Source organism: Clostridium sp. CAG:221 (assembly GCA_000435835.1).
Lineage (GTDB): Bacteria > Bacillota > Clostridia > Clostridiales > Clostridiaceae > Clostridium.
Map to the genome: position 1 here is coordinate 109,211 of FR883402.1, position 24,831 is coordinate 134,041.

Consider the following 24,831-nt stretch of genomic DNA (forward strand, 5'->3'; position numbering starts at 1 on the left):
AAAGACCTTTCTACTATGCTATAATTATGCATAGTAGGGAGGTCTTAACTATGTATTTGATAAGTGCATGTTTATGTGGAGTTAATTGTAAATATAATGGTGCAAATAATTATAATGAAAAATGCAATGAACTATTTATAAGTGGAAAAGCAGTACTAATATGTCCAGAACAATTAGGGGGACTTACTACACCGAGAATTCCAAGTGAGCTTCAGGCAAATGCAAAAGATGTTATAGAAGGTAATGGTAAAGTTATTACTAATGAAGGACTGGATGTTACTAGGGAATTTATTAAAGGGGCAAAGGAAGTGGTGGAAATTGCAAAAAAACTTCATATTTCAGCAGCTATATTAAAAGAAGGAAGCCCATCTTGTGGAGTTAATTTTGTATATGATGGTAGTTTTAATGGAAATAAAGTTAAAGGAAAAGGAATTACTACTGAAATGTTAAATGAAATAGGAATTAAGACACTAAGCGAAAAAGATTTGGAGGTAAATAGTGTAAATGTTTGATTTTTTTAAAAGAAAGAAGAAAAAAGAAAATGTTAAAATAGATGCTGAATTAGAAGCAAAAGATATTTCTGAAGCAGAGAAATTAAGTGAAAATAGTGAAAAATATAATTATGACTTTACGGTAGAAAATACAGATTTTTATGGAAGTAATTCTGAAGATGTAGAACCTAAGACATCTATTGAAGTGAAGGAAAAAAGCTATACAGAAGAAGAAATTCATAAAATAATTGTACAGCAAATTTTAAGAGTAATAGATAGTGGCAGAGACTTTAATTCTATGCAGATGGCAGCAGAAGAAGCTGGTAAAGTTATTGGAAAAGAATATATTACGCTGGTTAGCACATATATAAAAGATAAAGTATCAAAACCTACATATATGAAAGGAAAATTCGATGAATTAGGTCAATGGCCAATAGCAGTTGAAAATTCAGTATTATCTATTTTATATAGCTTTAAAGAAGATGGAGTAGATGAGTTACTAAAAATTGTTGATAATGGAGGTAACTCTTGTTTAAAAGCAATAAATTTATTATGTAAACTTGCAGCTAAGGGAATTGAAAGAGAAAAAATAGTTGATTCACTAATTTATATAATAAAATCATTTAATGAAGAAGATAAGTATAAAGTATTAGGATATTTTTCACAGATTAAAGGCTATGGAAAAATAGAAAGGCTATATGAATTATATTATAAGAAATTTATTTTAGAAGGTAAATTAGATGCTGCTTATGATATAATATTAAACTTAATTAATATTAGAGGAAGATATACAAGAGAACAACTAATATTTATAAAGGCATTAGCACTTTTTGATAGTGAATTAGATATGGAAATGATTTTAAAGGGTGAAAGTGGAACAGTAAGCTTTGCAAATATTGAAGAACAACTAAGAATTAAAGCAGCTATAAGCTTCTATTCACTAAACAAAATGGATAATGAGATTAATGACAGATTATATTACTTAAAAAATAATTCTTTAGATTCTGAGTTAAGAGCTTTCTTAAGTGAAACATTAGAATAAAATGATAAAAGATTAAATAGAGGATTAAGTGAATTAAATCACTTAATCCTTAATTGTTTTATTCAACAGTAACTGATTTAGCTAAATTTCTTGGTTTATCAACATCGCAGTCTTTAAGTTTTGCAATATAGTAAGCTAAAAGTTGAAGTGGTATCACACTTAAAAGAGGAGTTAGTAAATCAATAGTCTTTGGAATAAAGATAACATCATCTGTTATGCTCTTGGCAGATTTATCACCATCATTGACAATAGCAAGAATATTTCCACCTCTAGTGGTTACTTCTTTCACATTACTAAGCATCTTATCCTTTAATCTCTCTTGAGTTAATAAGGTAATAACAGAAGTACCTTTTTCAATTAATGCAATTGGTCCGTGTTTAAGTTCACCACCAGCATATGCTTCAGAATGTATATAAGATATTTCTTTAAGCTTTAATGAACCTTCAAGAGCTACAGCAAAATCTAATCCACGGCCTAGGAAAAATAAATCTTTTTGATTAAAATGATAAGATGCATATTTTTTAATATTATCTTTATTTTTTAATAATTCATCAATCTTGTTTGGGATAGCAATAAGATCTTGTTTAATGGACTCAATTTCAACAGGATCTAATGTTCCTTTCACTTCTGCAAAGTGTAATGCTAATATATAAAAGGCTGTTAGCTGAGTTGTATAAGCTTTAGTAGAGGCTACAGCTATTTCAGGTCCAGCTAAAGTGTAAAATACATCATCAGCCTCTCTAGCTATAGAAGAACCTACTACATTAGTAATAGCAAGTACTTTAGCACCTTGTTTTTTAGCTGCTCTAAGAACAGCTAAAGTATCTGCAGTTTCACCAGATTGAGATACCACAATCACTAAAGTTTTATCTGTAATCATAGGATCTCTATATCTAAATTCTGATGCAATATCTGTTTCAACAGGTATATTTGCAAGTTTTTCTATGGCATGTTTACCTACAAGTCCAGCGTGATATGCTGTTCCACAGGCAACAATATATATTTTATCAAAGTTATCTAATTCATTCTTTGTAAATTTAATGTTATCAAAAGAAATTTCTTTATTTAAAGCAATTTTACCAGCCAAAGTGTCTCTTACAGCTTTTGGTTGTTCATGAATTTCTTTTAGCATAAAATCTTCATAACCACATTTTTCTGCTGCATTTACATCCCATGTTACATGAAATATTTCTTTCTTGATGATTTCTTTATTTCTTGTTCTTATATCTATTCCATCTTTTGATAATGTTACAAACTCATTGTCATTTAGTAAATAAACATCTTTAGTATGGCTTAAAACTGCTGGAATATCAGAAGCAATAAAGTATTCATTTCGTCCAATACCTATAATTAAAGGACTATCTTTCTTAACAGCTATAAGTTTGTCAGGTTCGTTATTACTGATAACTCCAATGGCAAAGCTTCCTTCAAGCTTTTCTGTAGCGTTAATAACTGCTTCTAATAAATCACCATTATAATAATAATCAATTAAATTTGGAATAACCTCAGTATCAGTTTCAGAATAAAAGTTATATCCTTTTGAAATTAACCATTCCTTAAGCTTTAAATAGTTTTCAATAATACCGTTGTGAACTACGCTAAGAGTGATATTTTCATTAGAGTGAGGATGAGCATTTACATCAGAAGGTTCACCATGAGTAGCCCATCTTGTATGTCCAATGCCAATAGTCCCTTCAATAGGATTAGTTTTTAAGCTTTCTTCTAAATTTATTAAGCGGCCTTTAAATTTTCGAACTTCAATTTTATCATTTAAGATTGCCACGCCAGCAGAGTCGTAACCTCTATATTCTAATTTTTTTAGTCCTTCTACTAGTATATTAGACGCTTGTTTATAACCTATATAGCCAACAATTCCACACATATTATTCTTCCTTTCAAAAATATATTTTAACTTTGGGAAAATAACCAGTGATAATTTGTATACAATATCTTTAGATTGCACATAATTAAATTTGTCCTACAAATTACTTTGTAGTTTTGTTAATTATTAACGCTAGTGCTATTTACGTGAGATATCCGCCGAAAAAATTCGATAAATCTCATCCTCGTCAACTTAGTTAATGATGAATGATGAGTGATAAATTATGAATTAAGGATGAAATTCTTACAGAATTTCTATAATTTAATTCTTCTAAATTCCCTTAAAGAATTTGTACATTAATAAATTAAATTTTATAAACTCCTATAAGGAGTTTTTACATTAATTCATCATTCATAATTCTTAATTCATCATTAACTAAGTTCAGGCGCTTTTTGTATTTTCCCGAATAATTAATATTCTCTCCTTTATTTCCAAATATTGTATACTAGATTATTTTAACATTCTTTTAAAAATAAATCTATATTATTAATATAAGTATATAAATAATGTATTGATACAAGATAGTATAACATAGCCTAAAATATCGATAATATTTTAGGCTATCTATATTTTCAAATATTTAAAATTTTAATTTTTTCTACAGTAGGATCTTCAGTACCTTGAACATATAAATTTGCTCTCTTTAAATCTTGAACATAATTTATTATGTCAGAGGTAATGATTTCCCCTGGACAAAGTAGCGGAATTCCAGGAGGATATGCAAGTAAGAATTCGCCAGAAATTCTCCCAAGGCTTTCGGTAAGTAGCACAGATTTTTTATCAGCATAAAAAGCTTCACGAGGGTTAACGGTTTTGGCAGGGATAGGCGGAATATCTAAGAAATCAGGAATAGGATCATTTATGCCAAAGTATTCCTTTGATATTTCTTTTAAAGCTGTAAGTAGTCTATCCATACCTTCTTTTGTATCACCAAATGAACCAACTGCAAGCACATTATAAAAATCAGATAGCTCCATTTGAATGGCATATTTTTCAGAGAGTATCATATCTAACTGAAATCCTGTAATTCCTAAATCTCTACAAGAAATAGTTATTTTAGTAGGATCAAAGGCAAAAGAGCCTGGTTTTCCAAGGATTTCTTTACCAAAGCAATAGAATCCAGGTATTTTATTAATTTCATTTCTAACATAATTAGCCAATTCAATAGCTTTATTTAATAAAACTTCACCATGAAGTGCAATTTGTCTACGTGCACAATCTAAAGATGCCATTAGTATATAACTAGGAGACGTTGTCTGTAAAAGATTAAGATTTCTTTGCACCCTATTAGGAGTTACAAATTTACTTTTTACATGTATTAATGATGCTTGAGTAAGGGAACCAATAATCTTATGAGTGCTTTGTGAACAAATGTCAGCACCAGCTTCTAAGGCTGATATAGGCAATTCTTTTGAAAATGCCAAGTGAGGGCCATGGGCTTCATCAACAATTAATGGAATATTGTATCCATGAACTATTTCAACAATTTTTTTTATGTCTGTGGCCACGCCATAATATGTTGGATTAATTAAAAGCACTGCTTTAGCATCAGGATTTTCTTTTAAGGTTTTTTCCACAGTCTCTGGTGATACACCGTGAGCTATTCCTAATTTTTTATCTAATTCAGGTTGCATAAATATTGGAATAGCACCACTTAAGATTATTCCAGCAGTAACTGATTTATGGACATTTCTTGGAACTATTATTTTATCACCATCAGATACTACTGACATAATCATGGCTTGTATTGCACCAGAGGTTCCATGAATTGAAAAGAAGGAAGCATCAGCGCCATAGGCATCAGCTGCTAACATTTGGGCTTTTTTTATTGGTCCTGTTGGGTGATGAAGACTATCCACTAGTTTGAAGACTGTTACGTCAATTTTAAAAGGATTTTCTCCAATGAAATTCTTGAATTCTTCATCAATGCCAACACCTTTCTTATGTCCAGGTACGTGAAAAGGTAATGTATCTCTATTTACATACTCCATTAATGCATCAAATAAAGGAGTTTCATTTTGATCAAATTTATACAAAAAGTACACCTTCTTTCAAGTAAGTTGATAAATGATTCTTTAAATAAAAATATAAAGGTTTTATAAAGATAGTATATGCAGAATTGTAGCTTTACTACATGTTATTTTAATCAAATGCTGGTATAAAAAATATCAATGAATAAAAATAATTAAAATTGAGAATAATTACATAAGAAAGTAATTAAGGAGGTATATATCGTGTCAATAATCCAATTAAATGAACGAGATTGCAGTATTGCTAAAAGTGCTAAGAAATGCCGCAGAAGAGGTAAAATACCTGGAGTACTATATGGAAAGAATATTAATAACTTTATGTTTGAAATTGGAGAAATGGATTTAGTTGACGAAGTTACAGCTAATGGTCAATTTGGGGTTATGAATGTTAACTATAATGGTAAGGAACATAAAGCATTAATAAAAGAGATGCAGAGAGATCCTGTAACAAATAAAATTATCCACTTAGACTTAGAAGAAGTATCTGCTGGTGAAAAAGTTGTATCTACAGTACCAATTCATTATATTGGTGAAGAATACATAAATAAAAAAGGAATTGTTCTACAAAAAGAAAAGGATTGTGTTAAAGTTGAAGGAAATGTGGATTCTTTACCTAAATATTTAAACATTAATATTGGTACTGGTACAGTAGGCGATGTTTATAAATTTGGAGATTTGGAAGTTGGTTCCGAAATTTCAATCGTGGATGATTTAAATTCGGTAATTGCGTCAGTGATTTATGAAAGAAAGAGAGTTGCTGATGATATGGAAATGGCAGCTGAAGACAATGAAAGTTAAAATATGTTTTTAAAATATAAATTTTACATAATAATATATTGATTTTTATTAAGCTACAAGTGATAATATACATGTAGCTTTTTTTATATGCTTAAAAATATTGTATTATTTAAAGTATAAGTTTACAACTTAATTTAGGAGGTATGAGTATGATGTACAAAGAGAAGTTTAATGAATGGTTAAATTCGGCAGTTATAGCTGAAGAGGTTAAAGAAGAATTAAGATCAATTACAGATGAAAAAGAATTAGAAGATAGATTTTATAAAGATTTAGATTTTGGAACAGGCGGACTTAGAGGAGTTATAGGTTTCGGGTCTAATAGAATGAATGTATATACAGTATCAAAAGCAACTCAAGGGTTTGCTAATTACTTAAATAAAAGCTTTGAAGAGCCATCAGTGGCAATTGCATATGACTCAAGAAACATGTCAAAGGAATTTGCTGAAGCAGCTGCTTTAACTTTATGCAGCAACGGAGTAAAGGTATTCTTATATGAAAGTTTAAGACCTACACCAATGCTATCTTTTGCAGTTAGACATTTAAATTGTACTGGTGGTATCATGGTAACTGCTTCACATAACCCTAAAATATACAATGGTTACAAAGTTTATGATGAATTTGGTGGACAAGTAACAGATGAAAAAGCAACTATAATAATAAATGAAGTAAATAATATAAAATCTTTTGATGAAATCAAGACTATATCAAAAGAAGAAGCAATAAGAGATAATCTTTTAACTTATGTAGGTGAGGAAGTTGATAAAGCTTACTTAGAACAAGTAAAATCTTTAACAATAAGAAGAGAATTAGTAGAAAAAAATGCTAAGGATTTAAAAGTGATTTATACACCAATTCATGGTACTGGAAATATTCCTGTAAGAAGAGTATTAAATGAATTAGGGTATGAACAAGTTCAAGTTGTTAAAGAACAAGAGTTGCCAGATGGAAACTTCCCAACAGCACCATATCCAAATCCAGAAGATCCACAAGTTTTTGAAATAGCATTAGATATGGCAAAAACTTCAAACCCAGATATAATATTTGGTACAGATCCTGACTGCGATAGAATTGGAGTTGTAGTAAAAGATAGTGAAGGTAACTATAGAGTATTAAATGGAAATCAAACGGGATTATTATTAACAGAATATATATTATCTGCATTAAAAGAAGAAAATAAGCTTCCTGAAAATGGTGTTGTAATCAAAACTATAGTTACAACAGAAGGAGCTAGAGCTATTGCAGAACATTATGGAATAGAAATAATGGATGTTCTTACTGGATTCAAATATATTGGAGAAAAAATAAGAGAATTCCAAGAAGCTGGAGATAGAAAATATCTATTTGGTTTTGAAGAAAGTTATGGATATCTAGCTGGAGAATTTGTAAGAGATAAAGATGCTGTAATAGCTTCAATGCTTATAGCTGAAATGACTTTATTCTACAAACAACAAGGAAAGAGCTTATATGATGGATTAATAGATTTATACAATAAGTATGGATTCTTTAAAGAAGGCCTTGTTTCAATAGAATTAAAAGGTAAAGAAGGACAGGAAAAGATTGCTAAGTGCATCGATGAATTAAGAAATTCTTCACTACCAGAAGTAAATGGAGTTAAAGTTGCTACTAAGCTTGATTATAAATTAAGCAAAGAAGAAAACTTAAGCGCTGGAACTGAAAGTGTAATTAACTTACCAAAATCAAATGTATTAAAATATATACTTGAAAATGGTTCTTCATTTGTTGTTAGACCTTCAGGTACAGAACCAAAAATGAAAATATATCTTGCAGTTAAAGGTTCAAGCTTAGAAGATGCAGATAAGCAACTAGAAGTATTTAAAGATAAGGTAATGAATATAGTTAATGAAAAATTAGCATAATTCATATGTATAATAAAAGCTACTGAGTTTTTCAGTAGCTTTTTGCTGTATTGAAGTATAAATATATGGCTTTTATTTGAAAGTTTTTCTATAATAATGTATTATGTAATGAGATAATTTGCAAAGGAGTGTTAGTAATGGATTATAGATCGCAAATTAAAGAAAAAATGGGGAAATTGCTATTTTTGGAAATGAATATTAAAGGGTTTAAAGAAAGCATAGGTATTCCTGAATATGTAGAGTTTAAAAATAAGGATTTATACCTTCCAATAAGTACAGAATATATAAGTTCTAATATTGGAAATGAGATAAAAATTAAAAACCTTCCAATATATTATTTTATAGAAGGGATGTTTATAGCCTTTGGCTGTGATGAAAATTTAAGATTTAATGATGATTATGAACTTATATTAGATTACATAAAAGATACTGAAAATTGTATAAAATCATTAATATCAAAGAGCGTTAATGAGGAAAAATATTTAGATGCATATATTTTACTTAAGGGTTATTATTATTATTCAAAAGATAATGAAGTACTTAAGAAGCTACTTTTAGTTGGAGAAAACATTAGAGAAAAAGATAAAGATTTTGGTGAAGTACTATTAGATGATATTGAGTATTGTGAAAAAAATAAAATTAAGATAAATGATTATCATTTATACAAAGCACTTATATTAAAGGATAATGGTGAATTTGAGAAAGCTAGAATAGAACTTAATGAGTATGTTAATAAAGGTGGTACAATAACTGAAGAAATAAAAATATTAACAAAAGATATTGATAATATCACAAAGTATGAGAAAGCTATTGAAATGTTAAAAGAATTCCCTGAAAAAAGTCTTCAGTCATTATTGGAATTGGTAGAAGAGTTTGATAGCAATCCACTTATTTACTACTATATAGGTGTTGCTTTTAGAAGGTTACAAAAGTTTGAAGAAGCAATTCATTATTTAAGAGAAAGTATAAAAATCGAAAGTGGAATACTAGAAGTTGTGGTAGAACTAGGATTAAACTATGCCTGCTTAGGAGAATATGAAGAAGCGCTTGTTTACTTTAAAAAGGCCTTTGAAGCATCAAGAGATGTTGAAATATGTACAAATATTATTATGTGCTACATAAACTTAAAAGATATGAAAAACGCAAAATTACATCTTGCCATAGCAAAGGAATTAAATCCTGAAGATGAAATTGTAAAAGAAATAGAAAATTTAATAAGTAAATAAAGGATGAGAAATATGAAGAGGAATATGAAGGAAGATTATATTTCTATCTTAGGATATAGGATATATTCGTTAAGCAAAAAGCAATGTCTAGATGAGATCTTTAATAGAAAAAAGGTTCATATCGTATCAGGAAATCCAGAAGTATTATATAGAGGACTAGATGATAAAATTTTATTTGATAATTTTACCAGTGATGATTCATTAATTATTCCTGATGGAGTAGGTACACAAATTGCTGGAAAGATGCTTAAAACACCTGTCAGTGAAAAAATTGCAGGAATAGAGGTTATGAAAGAAATAATCACTAAATGTGAAGAATCTGGTGAGTCTATATATCTTGTAGGAGCAGAAGAGGAGATTTTAAGGGATTGTGTGGAAAATTTAAAAAAGAATCATCCAAAACTAATTATTGCAGGATATAGAAATGGATTTTTTGATTTAGATAACTGTGATCAGTTATTGGCAGATATAAAGAGCAAAAAACCTAAAGCGTTATTTGTAGCCATGGGATGTCCAAGACAAGAAAAGTTTATTATTAAATACTTTGATGAACTTCCTGTGGATATATTTATGGGCGTTGGCGGAAGTTTTGATGTTATAGCTAATAAAGTAAAAAGGGCTCCAAGATGGATGATTAATATTGGTTGTGAATGGGCATATAGAGTAGCTAAAGAACCTTGGAGAATAAAAAGATTAGGAAGTATTCCTAAGTTTCTTCTGAAAGTAGCTAGTAGCCGAGGTATCCAAGATGAAAAGTAAAAAAATATTTAAAGCAACATTTTTAGTGATGGTAATTACCATTGCCAGTAGATTTTTAGGGCTTATAAGAGATTCGCTAGTAGCTTATTATTTTGGTGCTGGTGCTATAACTGATGCATATAAAGCAGCAGTTATGGTGCCTGAAACATTATTTACCATAATAGGGCTAGGTGTTTCTACTGTTTTTATTCCTATGCTTAGTAAGATAAGATATAGAGATAGTAAAGAAAAGATGTTTGAGTTTGCCAATAATGTAATTGGACTCTTAATAATTATGTCATTATGCATTTTTGTTTTAGGAAATATATTTACCGAAAGTATAGTAAACATAATTGCACCAGGATTTTCAAAGGAAAATATGGAATTAGCAATTAGCCTTACAAGGATAAGTCTTATAAATCTTCTATTTATGTCTGTTAATGTATGTTTCTTATCTATGCTACAAGTTTGTGAAGATTTTGTAATACCATCTATTTTAGGGATGTTCTTCAATGCTCCCATAATATTGTATTTAATAATCTTTAAGGATGTAAATATATTAGGTGTTACTATTGCAAATGTTATTGGAAACATATTAAGAGTGGTAGTACAAATACCTTCTCTTTATAGACAGGGATATAATATTAAGTTTATATTTAAGCTTAATGATACTGATATTAAGAGGATGTTTGTATTATTAGTGCCAGTAATAATTGGTGCTGGTGCAAACTCTATAAACATGGTGGTGGATACTAACATTGGTTCAACTTTAGGTGTTGGAATAATGTCTAATCTTGAATATGGACAAAAGATTATTTCCTTTATTAATACAGCAATTACAACTTCAATTGTATCTGTAATGTATCCGCTGATGGCTAACAAGTTAAATGAAAAAGATAATAAAGGATTCCTACAATATCTAGTTAAAAGCGTTGTTGTTATTGCCTTTATTTTAATGCCAGTTGCAGCAGGAATAATAATCTTAAATAAAGAGGTAGTTACAATTATTTTTGCAAGAAATCAATTTGATGCTACTGCTGTAAGATTGACATCTTTAGCCATATTAGGATATTCACTTTCAATTCCATTTACAGGAGTAAGGGATATATTAAATTCATCATTATTTGCTATGGAAAAAACAAAAACTACAGCTTTTAATGGAATAATAGGTGTTGCAATTAATATTCTTTTAAATATATTTTTATCAAAAAGGTATGGAATAATAGGCGTTGCATTGGCTTCATCCATTTCATCAGTGGTAATAGCGTTTCTTTTATTTAGGGCAACAGTAAAATATACAGGACAAATTGATTTAAAGCTTTTATTAGTAAAGTTAGCTAAAATCACATTAACAACAATTATGATGTTTATAGCTCTTTTAGTATTTAATTACTTAACAGGAATTACAGGAGTAATTAAAATAATTGCTGATGCAATAGTTGGAGCAGCATTATATGTAATAATTTCAATTGTGTTAAGGATAGAAGAACTTAATGAAGTACTAAGTATGTTAAAGAACAAAGTGGCCAAAGGGGAGAGATAATAGATGAAAATTTTATTTATAGCTTGTTATTCTCCATTAATAAATAATTCTGCATCTATAGAAACACTGCAGTATCTTAATAATTTAGTTAATGAAGGTAACGATATACATTTGCTTACAGTGGATTTTCCCAAGAACTCAATATATTATGATGAGTATATTTTAAGTATGCTTAATCCAAAAGTTAAGATACATAAGGTATCTGGTGGAAAGATATTTGAAAAAATAATGCCTAAAAAAAGTAACAATCCAATAGGATCTAGCAGTAATACTAGCAAATCATACTTTAAAGGGTTATTAAAGAGAGGTAAAAAGCTTATTGCCATACCGGATATGTATTTAAATTGGGCTAGAAAGGCATCTAAGATAGGTCTTGAGTTAATGGAAAAGGAAAATTTTGATGTGATTTTTTCAATGCATGAACCACCTTCAAGCCATATATGTGCAATGAAGATTAAAGAAAAAAATAAAGATGTACCATGGGTTACATACTGGAGTGACCCTTGGTTAAAGGATTCTACTAGGGAAAATATGGGATATATAAGAAAGAAGATAGAAGGTGGATTTGAAAAAAATATTATAAGCCTTGCAGATAGGCATATTTTTGTTACAAAATCAAATCGTGATGATTATATTAATAGTTATAATATTCCTAAGGAGAATACTTTTATCTTAACAAGAGGATATGATGAAAAGTCATATGAAAGAATCAAAAGCACTATCACTGCAGAAAAGATAGATAAAGATAAAATAAACTTTATATATGCAGGAGAAATTTTTTCTAAGCTTAGAGATACAAATCCCTTTGTTGAAGCATTAAAGATAATTGAGGAAAATGATAAAGAAAGTTTTAATAAACTAAATGTTTTATTTTTTGGTAATATTGATAGTGAAGAAATGAAAAAGAATTTAGCTAGCGTAGCTGTTGTGGATGTTTCACCAAGGATACCTTATGACAAAGCAATATCATATATGCTTAATGGCGATGTACTTATGATTTTTGGTAATAAGAACTCTAAGCAAATCCCAGCTAAGATTTATGATTATTTTGGAGCAGATGGAATAATATTTGTTATTTTAGGTGATGATAAAGATCCAATATTAGATGTGGTAAAAGATAAAGAAAAATGTATTGTTGTAAATAACAAAGCAGAAGAAATAGTAGCAGGTATATACAAGCTTTTTGCTCATCTGGAGAAGGAGGATAAATTCCCTCCACTTGAAGAATATAAGTGGCAAAATATTTCAGGTAAACTTAATGATATATTAAAGGGGTAAAAGAATATGCACATTATGTTTATACCATCATGGTATTCCAATGTTAGAAATAAAGTCCATGGAAGCTTTTTTAAAGAGCAAGCTTCAGAGTTACAAAAAGCAGGTGTCAAAGTAACAGTAGCATACAATGAAGTATGGCCGCTTACGATGATAGGAAAAATCCATGAAGAAAAAGGTCTTAATTACAATATTGAAGATGGATTAAAGACATATAGATATAAAAACTATAATTATATTCCTAAGAATGCTTTAATGTTTAAAGTGTTTAATAAAAGGATGGAGAAATTATATAAAGAAATAGTGAAAAAAGAAGGACCTATAGATATAATTCATGCTCAATCTTCTCTATGGGGAGGAATAAGCGCTGCTTATATATCAGAAAAATATAATATTCCTCTAGTTATTACAGAACATTCTTCTGTAGAGAGAGGTCCATATGTAAAGAATAGCTATGTACCATTTATTAGAGACTCATATAAGAAAGCTAAAAAGGTCATAACGGTAGGTAATGGCTTAAAGAATGAAATACAAGCTTTAAGTGGAAGAAATGATATAGAAGTCATAGGAAATCTAGTGGATTTATCGAAATTTACCATTAAAAAGAGAATACAAAATGAAAAGTTTATTTTCTTTTCACTGGCATTTTTAGAAGGTGAAAAAGGATTTGATACATTGATCAAAGCTTTTGCAAAGAAGTTTAAAGACAAGGAAGCAATGTTATATATAGGTGGAGACGGTAGTCAAAGAGCTTGGTTAGAAGCTTTGGCTCAAGAAAATGGTGTTAAGAAACAAATAATTTTTTTAGGTGCTCTTTCAAGAGATGATGTTGCTAAATGGATGAACAAATGTGATTGTTTTGTTTTACCTTCTAGATATGAGACATTTGGGGTAGTATATATTGAAGCTCTTGCCAGTGGAAGACCTGTTATAGGGGCTTTAAATGGTGGAGCAGAAGACATAATAAACAATCTTAATGGATATCTTGTTCCAATAGATGATATAGATAAATTGGCTGAAAAAATGTTAGAACTGTATAAAAAGATTGACAGTTATAATGAAGAAGAAATAAGAAGTGACTGCTTAAAAAGATTTAGTCCAGAGGTTATAGTAAATAAAATAATTTCTGTTTATAAAGAAGTTTTGAAATAGGGGGCGTAAAAATGGAATTTAAGGAAATGAAGATATTAGAATTTATAGAAGATTTATCAGGTGATAAATCTTCACCAGGTGGTGGAAGTACAGCAGCTTTAGTTTCTGCACTGGCATCTAGTTTAAATGATATGGTGTATTCTTTTACTGTTGATAAAAAATCATTTGAAAATCTTACAGAAAAAAATAAAGCAGAAATGCTTAAGTTACAAAGTGATACAAAAGAATTCACTAAGAATGCATTGGCTTTCATGGAAAAGGATAGAGCTGATTTTATGGCTGTTATGGAATGCTATAAATTACCTAATAACACAGAGGAAGAAAAAAAGCTTAGGAAAGAAAAACTTAAATTTGCAACGATAAAAGCAATGAATACTCCACTAGAACTAGCAGAAAAATCATTAGCATATTATGAAAATATAAAATTTGCTGTGGCTTTTGGCAATAAAAATCTTAAATCAGATGGAATTGTAGCAGCTATATTGCTTAATAGTGCCATAGAAAGTGCAATTATAAATGTGTTGATAAACTATAAATCACTAAAATCATATGAAGAGTTTAAAAATATTCCAGAGAGATGTAATGAAATTTCTTTACAATCAAGAACTTTAAAAGAAGAGATTTGTAATGAATTTTATAATGAAATATAAAACAGAGGATGTTTGTCATCCTCTGTTTTATTTTTTGCCTATTTTTCAGGTAAATCATTTAAAGATTTAAATTCATATCCTTCATTTTTAAGTTGAGTTATAACATCTTTTAAAACATTGGTATTTGTTTTAGATACTGCATGAAGAAGCATTATACATCCAGGATGAACACCGGAGGTAATCTTTTTTATTGCCATTTCTTCGCTTGGTTGATTATCAATAATCCAATCTTTGTAAGCAAAGCTCCAAAAAATTGTCTTATAGCCTAATTCTTTTGTTTGCTTTAAAGATGCTACTGAATATTTTCCCATTGGTGGACGGAAGAACTTAGGCATTTCCGAATCAGTAACTTCTTTATAGGCATCTTCAACTTCAGTAAATTCTTTCATGAATTTTTCTTTATCAGTAATTGATGCCATGGAAGGATGATGAGAAGAATGGTTACATACTAGATGTCCTTCTACATTCATTCTTTTAATTATTTCTGGATTTTGAGTTATATATGGCTTTACTACAAAAAATGCTGCTGGTACATTTTCTTCTTTTAAAATATCTAATATTTTTACGGTGTAGCCATTTTCATATCCTTCATCAAAAGTTAAATAGATTATTTTATTTTCTGTATCGCCAACGTAATAAGCATCATAAGTATCTAAAAACTCAGCACTTTCTTTTGGACATTCAGGAATTTGATCGTTTCCACGATTAACAAAATACCAGTTTAATTCAGAGTTTTCTGGAGCTAATTTATATTTAAAGCTATAACTAGTGGCAGAAATAAGATTAAATGCCATTAAAATTAGCAGAGAAAAGATAAAAATATTTAGAGTTCTCTTTTTCAATATTAAAACCTCCTATTAAGTCCTTTAAATTTATTTTTAGTAAAAACAGATAATATAAACATGGAAAAATTTAAAAAGTATTGACAATAACTATATTTAGGTATAAAATGGTAAAAAAGTAAAAAAATAAAAGAAGGTAGGAATATGTTAAAATCAAAATTTAGACTAAGTAGTTTAAGAAAAAAAATAATAAAATGATAGCCCTATCTCAATTATTTTATATATGATTTGTATTATGTAAATTATGAGGCTATGGCTATTTATGCCATAGCCTTTTTATGCTTATATATAATGTTGTAAAAAATAAAAGGCTATGGTCACAATCCATAGCCTTTTATTTTTTAATATTAGAAGGGAAGATGTAGATGGTATTTGAGAAGAAGGTAGAATGATTAATTAATAATCAAGGGGGTAACAAAATGAAAAAAATAATAAAATATGTATGCAAACATAGATTTGAATTGTTTAAAGGAACATTATGTATGCTTGCTATTATAGGAGTTGACTTATGCAGTCCATATTTACAAAAAGTATTTTTAGACCAAGGAATATTGAATAAGAAATATAATCTTATAGTACCTATTTTAATATGCTTTTTGTTGATTTCTGTATTTAAAGCACTTTTTGGCTATGTTAAGGAATTTTCATATGATAAAGTTAGTAGTCTTGTACAAGAAGATATAAAAATAGATTTATTCAATCATATCCAAAGTCTTGAATTTAAGTTTTTTGATGGTATGAATACTGGAGAACTTATGTCAAGAATCGGAGAAGATGTTGAAAATATATGGGACACAGTTAGCTTTGGACTTCGGTTATTTATAGAAAATATAATATATTTTACTTTATCAGCAGGTATCTTATTTATGCTTGATTGGAAACTGACAACTATATGTATTCTAGTAATGTTACCAATTTCATTTATAGGTATAAAGCTGGAAAAGGAGTTTGGCAAGTGCTATGAAGAAATCAGTGATAAAACAGCTGAAATAAATACCACCGCACAAGAAAATATTGCTGGTGTTAGGTTGGTAAAGGCTTTTGCTAGAGAAAGGCATGAAGTAAATAAGTTTTTAAAGATGAATCAGGAGTACTATGATTTAAATGTTAAACAGGCAAAAGTTTTAGGAACTTATTTTCCACCTATAGATTTCCTTACAAATGTTTCTCAGATGATGATGATAGTTATTGGGGGAATATTTGTGATGAATGGCAGTATGACTCTTGGAACATTGGTTGCTTTCAGTGGATATATAGGTAATTTGATTTGGCCAATGCGACAGCTTGGAAGTCTTATGGACCTTTTATCAAGAAACTCTGCTTCTGCAAAAAAAATCTTTAATATTATAGAGAGACCTTCAAAGGTTGAATCAAAAGAGGATTCTTATAAGGGAGAAGAAGTTAAAGGAGATATAAGTTTTAAAAATGTGTTTTTTAAATATGATGATAAGATGATTTTAAAGAATATTAATTTGAATATAAAATCTGGTAGTACAGTTGCAATTATGGGACCAACAGGTTCTGGTAAAACTTCATTACTTAATTTGATTGGAAGATACTATGATGTAACAAGTGGGCAAGTACTTGTTGATGATATTGATGTTAGAGATTATAATCTTGAATTTCTAAGGAGAAATATGTCTGTGGTGCCACAAGATACTTTCTTATTTTCTGATAGCATAAAGAATAATATTAAATTTAGTAATGCTAATGCATCTGATGAAGAAGTAAAAAGAGCTACAAGTATTTCATGTTGTAATGAATTTATAGAAGATTTAGAAAGTGGCTATGATACTGAAATTGGTGAAAGAGGACTTGGACTTTCAGGCGGACAAAAACAAAGAATTTCCATTGCAAGAGCTCTTTTAAGAAAAGCTCCAATATTGATACTGGATGACTCTACATCTGCTTTAGATATGGAAACAGAGCATAAGCTTCTTGGTAATTTAAACTGCATGAATAAGAATTGTACTACATTTATAATAGCTCATAGAATTTCAGCAGTAAAAAATGCAGACATGATACTTTATCTTGAAGATGGTGAAATTAAAGAAAAAGGCACCCATGATGAACTTATTAAGAAAAAAGGTAAATATTACAATATCTATTGTGAACAATTTAAAGATTTTGATATGGTGGAAAAAGAGGTGATATAGTGCTTAACAATATAGAAAAAGATGAAGAAATAGTTCGAAGAAGTAAGAAAGAAATTATTATAAGGCTTATGGCTTATCTAAAGCCGTATAAAGCTAAATCAATGATAGTAATATTGCTAATGATATTGGTAATGCTATGTAATGTTGTGAATCCATATTTATTACAACAAGCTATAGATGTACATGTGGTTAATAAAGATATTAATGGTATATTGTTAATTGGTGGCCTTTTATTAATTATAAATATATTTGCTTGGATAGCATCAAAAATAAGATGGACTATGATTTCAAAAATAACTAATAATATTTTGGTTAATATAAGGCATGAGCTTTATGAACACATACAAAAGTTATCTTTTGATTTCTTTGATAATAGACCTGTTGGGAAGATACTGGCAAGGGTAGTTGGCGATGTAAATGCATTAAAGAATTTATTTAATCAGAGTATACAAACGTTGATACCTGAGTTACTTAGTCTTATTTGTGTAGCAATAGCTATGTTTATTCTAAATATAAAATTAGCAATGGCTTGTATTATTTTGTTACCTTTTTTAACAATAGCTATGTTTTACATTGAAATACATTCTCGAAAAAGATGGGAAGTATTTAGGAATAAAAGATCAAATCTAAATGGATTTACCCATGAGGATTTTTCAGGTATAAAGGTAGTACAAGCTTTTGCAAATGAAAAGAATACTGAGAAAAATTTCCGTAAAATGGTAAAGGGGCAAAAGGAGGCATTTCTCAATGCAGTAAGGCTTAATGATTGTTTCTGGCCTTTAGTTGAATTATCATGGGGAATAGGAACACTCATTGTTTTTGCTGTAGGATACAGGCTTATTTTATCTGGTGAAATACAAGTAGGAAAACTTATTGCTTTTTCAATGTATACAGGAATGTTCTGGAGACCTATAATGAATTTATCTAGTTTTTATAATACTTTGATAACAAATTTTGCTGCAGCAGATAGAATATTTGATATATTAGATCAGGAGCCAGATATAGAAAATATAGGTAAAGCACCTAAAATGAATAGAATTGAGGGAAAAGTTGAATTCAGGAATATTGATTTTTCATATAATGTAGGTGGAAAAGTTTTAAATAATATTAATTTTAAAGTTAATCCTGGTGACAAAATCGCTTTAGTAGGAGCAACTGGATCAGGAAAGACCACTATTATTTCACTCTTAAGTAGATTTTATGATCCAACTGATGGTGAAATATTGGTTGATGGTAAGAATATAAAGTATGTAGACTTATATAGCTATCGAAGCCAGATGGGAATTATGCTACAAGACACATTTTTATTTTCAAGCACTATAATGGAAAATATAAGATATGGAAGATTGGATGCAACTGATGAAGAAGTAATAAATGCTGCTAAAGCTGTTAATGCCCATGAGTTTATTATGAAATTGGAAAACGGCTATGATACTGAAGTTAATGAAAGAGGTTCAAGATTATCTCTAGGTCAAAGGCAGCTTGTGTCATTTGCCAGAGCACTGCTTGCTAATCCTAGGATTTTAATTCTTGATGAAGCGACATCCAATATTGATACACAAACAGAGATGTTGGTGCAAAAAGGAATTGAAAAGCTTATTAAAGGAAGGACTTCTTTTGTTATTGCCCATAGATTATCAACAATACGTGATTGTGATAAGATTTTAGTGATTTCAGATGGTGAAATAATTGAAGCAGGAACACATGATGAATTGTTGAGAAATAAAGGCATGTACTATGACTTATATAGTGCACAATACGAATTTTTAAATGAAGGTGCTTAGATGTAAATGAAGCTTCAAAATAGAAGCTTCATTTTTAAATTTATAATTTAAATGCTATAATAATATTATTGTGTTGAAATAAAATTGTATCTAGAGTATAATTTTAAAGTATTAGTTAAGGTAAGAAAGGAATGTACATAGATGAGATTAGGAATTGTAGGATTACCAAACGTAGGAAAAAGTACATTATTTAATGCGATAACAAAAGCAGGTGCAGAATCAGCTAACTATCCATTCTGTACTATAGAACCAAATGTTGGTGTTGTAAGTGTACCAGATAAGAGATTAGATGTATTAGAAAAAATGTATAATACAAAGAGAAAAGTTTATACTACTGTAGAATTTTATGATATTGCAGGTTTAGTTAAAGGAGCTTCAAAAGGTGAAGGATTAGGAAATAAATTCTTATCTCATATCAGAGAAGTTGAAGCTATTGTTCATACAGTAAGATGTTTCAATGATGAAAATGTTGTTCACGTTGAAGGAAGCGTTGATCCAATAAGAGATATTGAAACAATTAACTTAGAATTAATATTTGCTGACTTAGAAGTTCTTGAAAGAAGAATGGAAAAAGGAGTTAAGCTTGCTAGATCAGGCGACAAGAAAGCAAAGGCTGAATATGAAATAATGGAAAAAGTTAAAGCTCATTTAGAATTAAATAAGCCAATAAGAACTTTAGAAGTTAATGAAGATGAAGAAGCATTCATTAAGAGTTTATTCATGATTACTTCTAAGCCTGTACTTTATGCATGCAACATATCTGAAGATGATATGATGAGCGGAAACTTAAACAATGAATATGTTCAAAAGGTAAGAGAATATGCAGAAGCAGAAAACTCAGAAATAGTTGTTGTTTGTGCTAAGCTTGAAGAAGAACTTTCAGGTTTAGAAGATGAAGAAAAAGCAGAAATGTTAGCAGAATATGGTTTAACTGAAGCTGGATTAGATAAGCTTATAAGAGCATCTTATAGACTATTAGGATTAATAAGTTACCTTACAGCTGGAGTTCAAGAAGTTAGAGCTTGGACTATTAAAGAAGGTACAAAGGCACCTCAAGCAGCAGGTAAGATACACACTGATATTGAAAGAGGATTTATCAGAGCAGAAGTTGTAGCTTATGATGATTTAGTTGAATGTGGTTCAGAAGCACAAGCTAAAGAAAAAGGAAAATATAGACTAGAAGGTAAAGATTACGTTATGCATGATGGTGACGTAGTTAACTTCAGATTTAATGTTTAATTTTTTAAATTTCTTTATAACTCTACATGAATTTATATTCATGTAGAGTTATTTTTTTGATTAATTAGTTTTGCTGTCAATAAATATAGAATAAATACTAAATAAATCTTGAAGGATACGGTAATTTTATATAGAATATATAGTATAGTGGTTAAAATGGTATAATGTAGTGATTATGCACATAGGAAATAAAATCAGTTCAATATAGGAAGAATATGCAGAAGTAGAAAAGGTTATAGTAACTATAGAAAATGAAAATAGTAAGTATATGGAGTAAAAAAATATTGTATGTATGTTTATATAATAATACTTAAGCTCTGTAGCATAAAAATGGACAGCTAGGATAGAAGGAGTTAATTTTATGGAATTTAATCATGTTTCAGTTTTGTTAAATGAATGCCTAGAAGGATTAAATATTAAGGAAAATGGTATTTATGTGGATGGAACCCTAGGCGGCGCAGGACATTCAAGTGAAATTTTAAAGAGACTTTCTAAGGAAGGAAGACTGATAGGAATCGATCAAGATACCGATGCACTAAAAGCTGCAAAGGAAAGACTGAAAGATTACTCTAATGTTACATTTGTACATAGTAATTTTTCAAATATAGAAAATGTTTTAAACAATTTAAATATTGACGGTGTTGATGGTATACTTATGGATTTAGGTGTATCTTCTTATCAACTTGATGAGGGAGAGAGAGGATTTAGCTATATGAAAGATGCTCCCCTTGATATGAGAATGAATAGGGAAAATGATTTTTCTGCATATAATGTGGTAAATGAGTATTCAGAAGAGGACCTATATAGAATTATAAGAGATTATGGCGAAGAAAAGTTTGCTAAAAGAATTGCAAGTTTTATTGTAGAAAATAGACAGGAAAAAAACATTGAAACAACTTTAGAACTTGTTGAAATTATAAAAAATGCTATACCTGCAAAAGCAAGAAGAGAAGGACCACATCCAGCTAAAAGAACTTTCCAAGCAATTAGAATCGAAGTAAATAGCGAACTTTCTATATTAAATAAAACTATAGAAGATGGTGTAGAAAAGCTTAATAAAGGTGGTAGAATGGCAATAATAACTTTCCATTCTCTTGAAGATAGAATAGTAAAAAATAAATTTAGAGATTTAGCTGTATCATGTAGATGTCCTAAAGAATTCCCAGTTTGTGTCTGTGGTGAAAAAGCAAAGGTAAAAATAATTTCAAGAAAAGCCATAGAACCTACGAAAGAAGAGGTGGAGATAAATCCAAGAAGTAGAAGTGCTAAATTAAGAGTTATAGAAAAACTATAATTCTAAATAATAAATAAAATGTAGGGATGTGAATAAAATGGGTGCTAGGGAATATAATTATACAAGAGGAAACACCGCACTTGTACCTGAAAGAAAACCGCAGTATGACAAAAATAAAAAGCAAAAAATCAAAGAAGAGTTACGAGCAAAGAAAATTAAGAAGCTTAAGGTGAATTTAATTTCAAATGTGGTGGGGATTTCAGCTTTAGTTTGTATTCTTGGTGGAATAACCTTAGCAATTGATGGATATGTTTATGACAGGCAAAATGAATTAACACAAATAAAGGAAGAAGCAGAAGTATCATCAGATATTAATGATGCGTTAAAAGTAATGCTATTAAAATATTCATCTTTAGAAAATGTTAAAAACGTTGCTGAAAATGAATTAAGCATGGTATATCCTAACAAGGACAATACTATAATGATTGATATGTCTAAAGATTATTTTTCACATATTAATGAAGAAGAAAATGGAGAAAGTTTCCTCGATAAAATTAAGAGTATTTTTAATTAGGGAATGCAAGTGATTTTTTCCTTATTTGAAAAAATATAACTATCCATTCTCTAATTATTTAATGGGGGAATGGAAGTGAAAAAAAAGAAGTTTAAGGATCGAGCATTGATTCAGAAGAGATTAACATTAGTAGTATGGACGATTGTTGTAGTATTTTTTATATTAATGGTAAGGTTGTCCTATATTATGATTGTTAAGAGGGATGAATACTCCTCTAGAGCTGAAGAACAGTGGACAAGTGAAGTAAGTATCGATGCAAGAAGAGGAAGGATACTAGACAGAAATGGTGTAGAGTTGGCAGTTTCTGCAAATGTTTATAGAATTGATTTTGATTTGAATTCTGTTAGGCAGTACTTGAAAAATAATTCATTAACTAATGCTGATATTGCTGGTAAAATTGCTGATGCTGTAGCAATGGAAGAAAGTAAGGTTATGGAAAAACTTGAAACCAAGCTGGCTAGTGGTGCTAATGCTGGATCTGCTACCTTAATAAGAAGAATCGAAAAAGAGGCTGCTGACAAGGTCAATAACTTAAATATTGATGGTGTAATTGTTTCACCAGATACAAAAAGATATTATCCTAAAGGTGAATTTCTGGCTCATGTACTAGGAAGTACTAATGTTGATGGACAGGGACTTACAGGAGTTGAACTTCAATACAATGAGCATCTATCTGGTGTACCAGGAGTAAGAATTTCTGAGATTGAGCGAAATGAAGAAAATTTATCTTATACTATATCTAATTTTACAGAACCTATAGATGGAAAGGATGTTACTTTAACAATTGATTCAAAAATACAAGCTATTGCAGAAAAGGTTGCGGAAAAAGGATTGGTAGATAATCAAGCTAAAAGAGTATCTATTATGGTTATGAACCCTAATAATGGCGAAATACTAGCTATGGTAAATAAGCCGGATTTCGATCCTAATAATCCTTTTGATGGTTTTGAAGATTTTTCAGGTGAAACTGATGGAGAAAAGCTTCAAAAGATGTGGAGAAATAGCTTGGTAAATGATACTTTTGAACCTGGTTCCATCTTTAAGGTTGTTACAATGGTAACAGCTTTAGAAGAAGGTATAGCTTCAGAATCAGATACTTTTGAGTGTGGAGGAAGTCTTCAAGTTGGCTCACACACCATTAAATGTTGGAAAACTTCAGGACATGGTAGTCAAATCTTACCTCAGATTTTACAGAATTCATGTAATGTTGGATTTATGAAGCTAGGTGAAAAAATAGGTAAAGAAACATTAAATGAATATATTAAAAAGCTTGGATTTGGAAAAACTACAGGAATTGATTTACCAGGAGAAGCATCTGGTATAGTGAAAAAGACTGAAAATATTACAGAATCAGATTTAGCAACTATTTCATTTGGACAAACCAATACGGTAACTGCCATACAGTACATGCAAGCATTTAATGCTCTAGCTAATGGTGGAAGTTTAATACAGCCTCATATAATGAAAGAAGTATCACATTATAATAGTGATGATACTAAGGTGATAGATGAAACTTATGAACCGGTGATTTCTAAAAATGTGTTGTCAGATAAAAGTACAGCCACATTAAGAGATTATTTAGAGAGAACAGTAAATGAAGGTGGTTCAAATAAAAGTTATATAGAAGGATATCATATCGGTGGTAAGACTGGAACAGCTCAAAAAGTTAATTCAGTTACTGGTGGATATGAAAGTGGGAAATATATTTCTTCTATGGCTGCAATGGCACCGGTAGATTCACCGGAAATTACTGCTTTTGTAAGTATTGATGAGCCAAGCAATGGAGCGTATTATGCCGGTGTTGTAACTGCACCGCTTATGAAAATACTTTTGACAGACATATTCAATTATATGGATTCAGAGTTTTCTGAAGATTATAATGCAGTGGTAAGAGATGTTTTAATTCCGGAAATTCGTGGGAAATCTATAGAAGAAGCAAAAAAAATTTTAAAAGATGTAAATTTAGAGTATAATATAGAGGGTAGTGGGGAGATTGTAACAAATACTCAGCCATATCCAGGTTATACAGTGAAAGAAGGAACCAAGATAACGATTTATACTGGAGATGCAGTAGATAATAATAAGGTATCTATGCCAGATTTAACAGGATTATCAGTAACTTCAGCTAAAGATATCCTTGATGATTTAGGTATAAAATATAGCCTTGAAGGTGATGGTTTTGTTATTGATCAAAGTATTCCTGCGGGTGAAGTAATAACCACAGGTTCAAATGTTAGGTTAACTCTTAGTGATGATTATGGAGATTAGCTTTTTTCATTTTTAGCATGTGGATTTACA

General features: G+C 29.7%; 19 protein-coding genes. 16 read left to right on the forward strand and 3 right to left on the reverse strand.

Translation table 11 applies throughout. From position 1 onward, the window contains the following. The first annotated feature begins 50 nt into the window (after positions 1-50). On the forward strand, positions 51-512 hold the full coding sequence (locus tag Q5O44_RS07990; protein ID WP_022167887.1) for a DUF523 domain-containing protein: 462 nt from the start codon (positions 51-53) through the stop codon (positions 510-512). Then, on the forward strand, positions 505-1,533 hold the full coding sequence (locus Q5O44_RS07995; RefSeq protein ID WP_022167888.1) for a hypothetical protein: 1,029 nt from the start codon (positions 505-507) through the stop codon (positions 1,531-1,533). Before Q5O44_RS07990 ends, Q5O44_RS07995 begins: the two co-directional genes overlap by 8 nt. 58 nt (positions 1,534-1,591) lie before the next feature. On the opposite strand, the gene glmS is transcribed toward Q5O44_RS07995, so the two are convergent. After that, positions 1,592-3,415 carry a glutamine--fructose-6-phosphate transaminase (isomerizing) gene (glmS, locus tag Q5O44_RS08000; RefSeq protein WP_022167889.1) on the reverse strand — a complete coding sequence of 608 codons (1,824 nt, stop codon included), beginning with the start codon at positions 3,413-3,415 and terminating at the stop codon, positions 1,592-1,594. Positions 3,416-3,987: 572 nt separating this feature from the next. Then, complete coding sequence (locus Q5O44_RS08005; RefSeq protein WP_022167890.1) at positions 3,988-5,451, reverse strand: aminotransferase class I/II-fold pyridoxal phosphate-dependent enzyme; 1,464 nt, start codon at positions 5,449-5,451, stop codon at positions 3,988-3,990. Positions 5,452-5,649: 198 nt separating this feature from the next. Here Q5O44_RS08005 and Q5O44_RS08010 point away from each other — a divergent pair, with 198 nt between their 5' ends. The 8 genes from Q5O44_RS08010 (at position 5,650) to Q5O44_RS08045 (ending at position 14,704) form a co-directional block, all read left to right on the forward strand. After that, positions 5,650-6,243 (forward strand): 50S ribosomal protein L25, encoded by a 594-nt coding sequence (locus Q5O44_RS08010; RefSeq protein WP_022167891.1) that lies wholly within the window; start codon positions 5,650-5,652, stop codon positions 6,241-6,243. A gap of 149 nt (positions 6,244-6,392) precedes the next feature. Then, positions 6,393-8,120, forward strand: coding sequence for a phospho-sugar mutase (locus tag Q5O44_RS08015; RefSeq protein WP_291660549.1), 1,728 nt, complete (start codon positions 6,393-6,395; stop codon positions 8,118-8,120). Between the two features lie 137 nt (positions 8,121-8,257). After that, the gene (locus Q5O44_RS08020) at positions 8,258-9,346 is read left to right on the forward strand and encodes a tetratricopeptide repeat protein (protein ID WP_022167893.1); all 1,089 of its coding nucleotides are present in this window, start codon (positions 8,258-8,260) and stop codon (positions 9,344-9,346) included. 12 nt (positions 9,347-9,358) lie between these two features. Further along, on the forward strand, positions 9,359-10,105 hold the full coding sequence (locus tag Q5O44_RS08025) for a WecB/TagA/CpsF family glycosyltransferase (protein WP_022167894.1): 747 nt from the start codon (positions 9,359-9,361) through the stop codon (positions 10,103-10,105). Beyond that, the gene (murJ, locus tag Q5O44_RS08030) at positions 10,095-11,627 is read left to right on the forward strand and encodes a murein biosynthesis integral membrane protein MurJ (RefSeq protein WP_022167895.1); all 1,533 of its coding nucleotides are present in this window, start codon (positions 10,095-10,097) and stop codon (positions 11,625-11,627) included. The genes Q5O44_RS08025 and murJ overlap by 11 nt, the downstream gene beginning before the upstream one ends. Before the next feature lie 3 nt (positions 11,628-11,630). Continuing rightward, positions 11,631-12,905 carry a glycosyltransferase gene (locus Q5O44_RS08035; protein ID WP_022167896.1) on the forward strand — a complete coding sequence of 425 codons (1,275 nt, stop codon included), beginning with the start codon at positions 11,631-11,633 and terminating at the stop codon, positions 12,903-12,905. Between the two features lie 6 nt (positions 12,906-12,911). After that, a complete protein-coding gene (locus Q5O44_RS08040) occupies positions 12,912-14,054 on the forward strand; it encodes a glycosyltransferase (protein WP_022167897.1) in 1,143 nt (380 codons plus the stop codon). Between the two features lie 11 nt (positions 14,055-14,065). Further along, positions 14,066-14,704 carry a cyclodeaminase/cyclohydrolase family protein gene (locus Q5O44_RS08045; RefSeq protein ID WP_022167898.1) on the forward strand — a complete coding sequence of 213 codons (639 nt, stop codon included), beginning with the start codon at positions 14,066-14,068 and terminating at the stop codon, positions 14,702-14,704. A gap of 38 nt (positions 14,705-14,742) precedes the next feature. Here the strand turns inward: Q5O44_RS08045 and pdaA are convergent, their stop codons facing one another. After that, positions 14,743-15,498 carry a delta-lactam-biosynthetic de-N-acetylase gene (gene pdaA, locus Q5O44_RS08050; protein WP_302637660.1) on the reverse strand — a complete coding sequence of 252 codons (756 nt, stop codon included), beginning with the start codon at positions 15,496-15,498 and terminating at the stop codon, positions 14,743-14,745. Positions 15,499-15,965: 467 nt separating this feature from the next. Here pdaA and Q5O44_RS08055 point away from each other — a divergent pair, with 467 nt between their 5' ends. The 6 genes from Q5O44_RS08055 to Q5O44_RS08080 all read left to right on the forward strand — a co-directional run bounded on the left by Q5O44_RS08055 (position 15,966) and on the right by Q5O44_RS08080 (position 24,801). Continuing rightward, positions 15,966-17,702 (forward strand): ABC transporter ATP-binding protein, encoded by a 1,737-nt coding sequence (locus Q5O44_RS08055; protein WP_022167900.1) that lies wholly within the window; start codon positions 15,966-15,968, stop codon positions 17,700-17,702. Between the two features lie 68 nt (positions 17,703-17,770). Continuing rightward, positions 17,771-19,486 carry an ABC transporter ATP-binding protein gene (locus tag Q5O44_RS08060; protein ID WP_368075155.1) on the forward strand — a complete coding sequence of 572 codons (1,716 nt, stop codon included), beginning with the start codon at positions 17,771-17,773 and terminating at the stop codon, positions 19,484-19,486. Between the two features lie 141 nt (positions 19,487-19,627). After that, entirely contained in the window at positions 19,628-20,725 is a 1,098-nt protein-coding gene (gene ychF / locus Q5O44_RS08065) for a redox-regulated ATPase YchF (RefSeq protein ID WP_022167902.1), read from the forward strand. Between the two features lie 361 nt (positions 20,726-21,086). Beyond that, positions 21,087-22,019 (forward strand): 16S rRNA (cytosine(1402)-N(4))-methyltransferase RsmH, encoded by a 933-nt coding sequence (rsmH, locus tag Q5O44_RS08070; protein WP_022167903.1) that lies wholly within the window; start codon positions 21,087-21,089, stop codon positions 22,017-22,019. A 37-nt stretch (positions 22,020-22,056) separates the two neighbouring features. Then, positions 22,057-22,533 carry a hypothetical protein gene (locus tag Q5O44_RS08075; protein ID WP_022167904.1) on the forward strand — a complete coding sequence of 159 codons (477 nt, stop codon included), beginning with the start codon at positions 22,057-22,059 and terminating at the stop codon, positions 22,531-22,533. Positions 22,534-22,608: 75 nt separating this feature from the next. After that, positions 22,609-24,801, forward strand: a complete 2,193-nt coding sequence (locus Q5O44_RS08080) for a stage V sporulation protein D (RefSeq protein WP_022167905.1) — start codon at positions 22,609-22,611, stop codon at positions 24,799-24,801. Positions 24,802-24,831: the final 30 nt, after the last annotated feature.